Genomic DNA, 3,057 nt, shown 5'->3' with positions numbered 1-3,057 from the left:
CCACGGCCGGCGGTCGGGGTCCACGGCGACCAGGTCGGCGGCCCGGATGCTCATGACGGTGATCTGCTGGTCGGGGTTCGCCAGCCCGTCCGGGCACTTGGATCCCCGCGTGAGCCAGTTGTCGCCGATCAGCCCGTGCTCGAGGTCCAAGACCCCAGTGTCCACGCTCTCCCGCTCGTCGACCGCGGGCCGGCGGACGATGAGCGAGAGGGTCCCGACGGTGGTGGGAGCCGCCCGGATGGCGTCGAGCCCGGCCTCCAACTCGGCGCGGCTCAGATGCTTCATGGGGCGAGTATGCGCTCCCCTTTCACCAGCTTCCAGTTTCATCCAACCGGCGGACGGGCCGGCCCGGTCACCGCCACGTTGAGGTCGAAAGAGTGTCCCCACAGGCTGTCGAAAAATGGGGCCGGGCACACATCTGCCAAATGGATCGAAGGGGAAGCCGGGGGCGGGGCGCCTGCTGATTGGCTCCGTCAACGGTTGGGACTGGCCGTCGGTCAGCGCCGCAGGGCGCGGGGAAGAAACTGGGAGGCGCCCGGTGGTCGTGGGTGCTGCTTTAGCTGTTAGGCAGGGGTGGCGGCCGGCGCTTTGGTGTGCTCGAAGAGCTTCCTCATGTTGCCGGTCAGGTTCATGAGGTGCCACTCGGCGTTGGCAGCAGCCAGGCCCCGCCGGCGGAACCGCCGCTGGCCCCGGTTGTGCTTGTGGTCGCCGAAGACGGGCTCGACCATGAAGGAGCGTTGGGCATAGGCGGCTGCCCCCTCGGCGGTGCGCAGGCGGTGCTCCATGGACTCCAGGGGGCTGGCATCCTCGGGTGGTTCCCCCGTGGTGGTCCCCGCCTCCCGGGCGGCCGTGCGCTGCTTCCAATCCTTGATCGTGGCGATGAGGCGCTCGGGACCCTCGGCGGTGGCGTTGGCGTCGCTCCAGTAGCCCGCATCTGCCAGGATCAGCTCGACCGGGTCATCCACCCTGGCGGCGGCGAGGGTAGCGCTCAGCCGGGCCAGCATCGGGATGAACTGGCCCACGTCGTTGGCGTCCTGGGTCACCGAGGCGGCGACCACGATCTGGTCTTTGGTGACGAGGGCCTGGGCGTTGAAGCCTTGGACCCATCCGTCCTTGGTCTTCATGATCCGGCTTTCGGGATCGGTGATGTTGACGGGACGCCGGGGCGGTGGCGGTGCCGAACCTGCGGCCGCCTCGGCGGCGGCGAGGGCCGCATCGGCGGCGGCCAGGGCCAGGTCGGGGCCTGGGGGGCGGCCACCAAGCTTGTGCCCGGCTTCCTCGGCTGCAGCAACCCGCTGCGCCCGCCTGGCCGCCCGCTGCTCAGAGGCCTGGAGCGCCGCGGCGCGGTCGACCCGTGCCCGCTCCAGGGCGGCGGCGGGGTCCTGGGGCTTGCGCCCCGGCACCTTGCGCCCGGCCTCGGCCTCCTTGGCCTGCAGCGCAGTCTTGGCCGCAACGGCGGCGGCTGCTTGGGCGTCGTCGGCCTCGATCACCGCCAGGGCCGCCTCCAGCACCGCCCGCCGGCCCTTGGCCGTGGCCAGGCCGCCCGCCCCCGCCACGTCGAACAGGGGGGTGTCGGTGGCCACCGTGGTCTCGCTCGCAACCGTCTCCGCCATCAGCTCGCCGATCCGTGCCCGGATCCACTCGGCGTCCCGGTTGCGGTCGAGCGCAGAGTCACTGCCCAGCTTGGTGCCGTCGAGGGCAAGCACGGACAGGTCCACCAACCCGGCGGCGTGGCACAGGCGGAGCCCGGAGACGAACAGGCCCTCCATGGCGCCCTGGTGATCGACGACGAAGCGGGCGATGGTCGAGTGGTCGGGCACCAGGGCGCCGGAGATCACCCGGTAGGCGGCGTCGGTGCGGCAGGTCGCCTCGATCCGGCGGCTGGAGCGCACCCCGTTGGCGTAGGCGTACAGCACGAGGGCGAGCATCATGTCGGGGTCGTAGGCAGGCCTGCCGGCGCCGTCGTTGGGGTGGCGGGCGTGCAGGGCGGTGGTGTCCAGCCTGGCGACGACGTCGATGACGAAGAACGCCAGGTGCCCCTTCTCCAGCCAGTCCGCCATGTTCACCGCCAGCAAGAAGTCCTGGTTGCGTTGCGGGGCCACGTAGAAATGGGCCATCATCACACTCCCTCTAGTCCCCAGTATTATACTGGGGACTGAGGAAGGATGCAAGGATTTCAGAGGGAAACCCGTGGGGGAAACTCGTGGACAATGGGGGCCATGACCTCCGGGGCGGCGGACCTCGACCGCCGGCGCCAGGCGCTCGCCAGCGAGATCGCCGCCATCGCCGAGGAGGGAGCCTTGCTCCCCGGGACCCTGCTGGTGCGCTGGATGGGCTGCGGCAAGCCAGGGTGCCGGTGCAAGGCGGACCCTCCGCAGCTGCATGGTCCCTACATCCAGTGGACCCGCAAGGTGGCCGGCAAGACCGTCACCCGGCGCCTGACCCAGGAGGAGCTCGGCCGCTACCAGGCCTGGTTCGACAACGCCCGTCAGCTGCGGGACCTCGTCGGTCAGCTCGAGGCGCTCTGCCTGCAGGCGGCATCAGCTGCCGAGGGGTGGCCCAACCCCGAGGGATCGTGACGAAAAACGGCCCGTCAGCGGTTCAGGGAGGGCCTGAGGCTGGTTTCGCGACAGCCTGCCCACGACGCCTTTTCGACCTCAACACCCTCCAGACCCACGGCGCAAGTACCCCAAGCCCACCCGCCTGCGGCCACGTTGAGGTCGAAAGAGTGTCCCCACGACGCCTTTTCGACCTCAACACCCTCCGGACCCACGGCGCAAGTACCCCGATCCGGCCGCGGCCACGTTGAGGTCGAAAGAGTGTCCCCACGACTCCATTTCGCCCTCAACCCCTCCGGACCCAAAGCGCAACTACCCCGATCCGGCCGCGGCCCAGTGGGGGAGCTACCAGAACATCGAGCCCGGTACGCCTTTGAACGGGCCCACGACGTCACTGGTGATCCAGCCGCCGTAGAACCCGCCCGGCTGCGGCTCGGCGACCTCGCCGTCCACGGTGCAGCGGTCCATGCGGCTGGCGTACACGGCCACGTACCCGGCC

3 protein-coding genes are annotated in these 3,057 nt (G+C 70.3%); 1 reads left to right on the top strand and 2 read right to left on the bottom strand.

What is annotated here, in order from left to right; genetic code table 11:
* Both VFW71_10740 and VFW71_10735 read right to left on the bottom strand, forming a co-directional pair.
* Positions 1-285, bottom strand: a 285-nt coding sequence (locus tag VFW71_10740; GenBank protein ID HEU5003238.1) for an MOSC domain-containing protein, incomplete at its 3' end; no start/stop codon positions are given.
* Between the two features lie 278 nt (positions 286-563).
* On the bottom strand, positions 564-2,120 hold the full coding sequence (locus VFW71_10735) for a transposase (GenBank protein ID HEU5003237.1): 1,557 nt from the start codon (positions 2,118-2,120) through the stop codon (positions 564-566).
* 99 nt (positions 2,121-2,219) lie between these two features.
* Here VFW71_10735 and VFW71_10730 point away from each other — a divergent pair, with 99 nt between their 5' ends.
* Positions 2,220-2,579: a DUF6788 family protein gene (locus VFW71_10730; protein HEU5003236.1), complete on the top strand. Its 360-nt coding sequence runs from the start codon at positions 2,220-2,222 to the stop codon at positions 2,577-2,579.
* The last annotated feature ends 478 nt before the right edge of the window (positions 2,580-3,057 follow it).

The sequence above is a fragment of the Actinomycetota bacterium genome, assembly GCA_035765775.1.
Taxonomy (GTDB): domain Bacteria; phylum Actinomycetota; class CADDZG01; order JAHWKV01; family JAOPZY01; genus DASTWV01.
This window is presented reverse-complemented; position numbering and strand designations above follow the sequence as displayed.

Excerpts from the sequence above, each read along its gene's own strand:
- VFW71_10735 (HEU5003237.1), bottom strand. The coding sequence starts at position 2,120 with ATGATGGCCCATTTCTACGTGGCCCCGCAACGCAACCAGGACTTCTTG.
- VFW71_10730 (HEU5003236.1), top strand. The coding sequence starts at position 2,220 with ATGACCTCCGGGGCGGCGGACCTCGACCGCCGGCGCCAGGCGCTCGCC.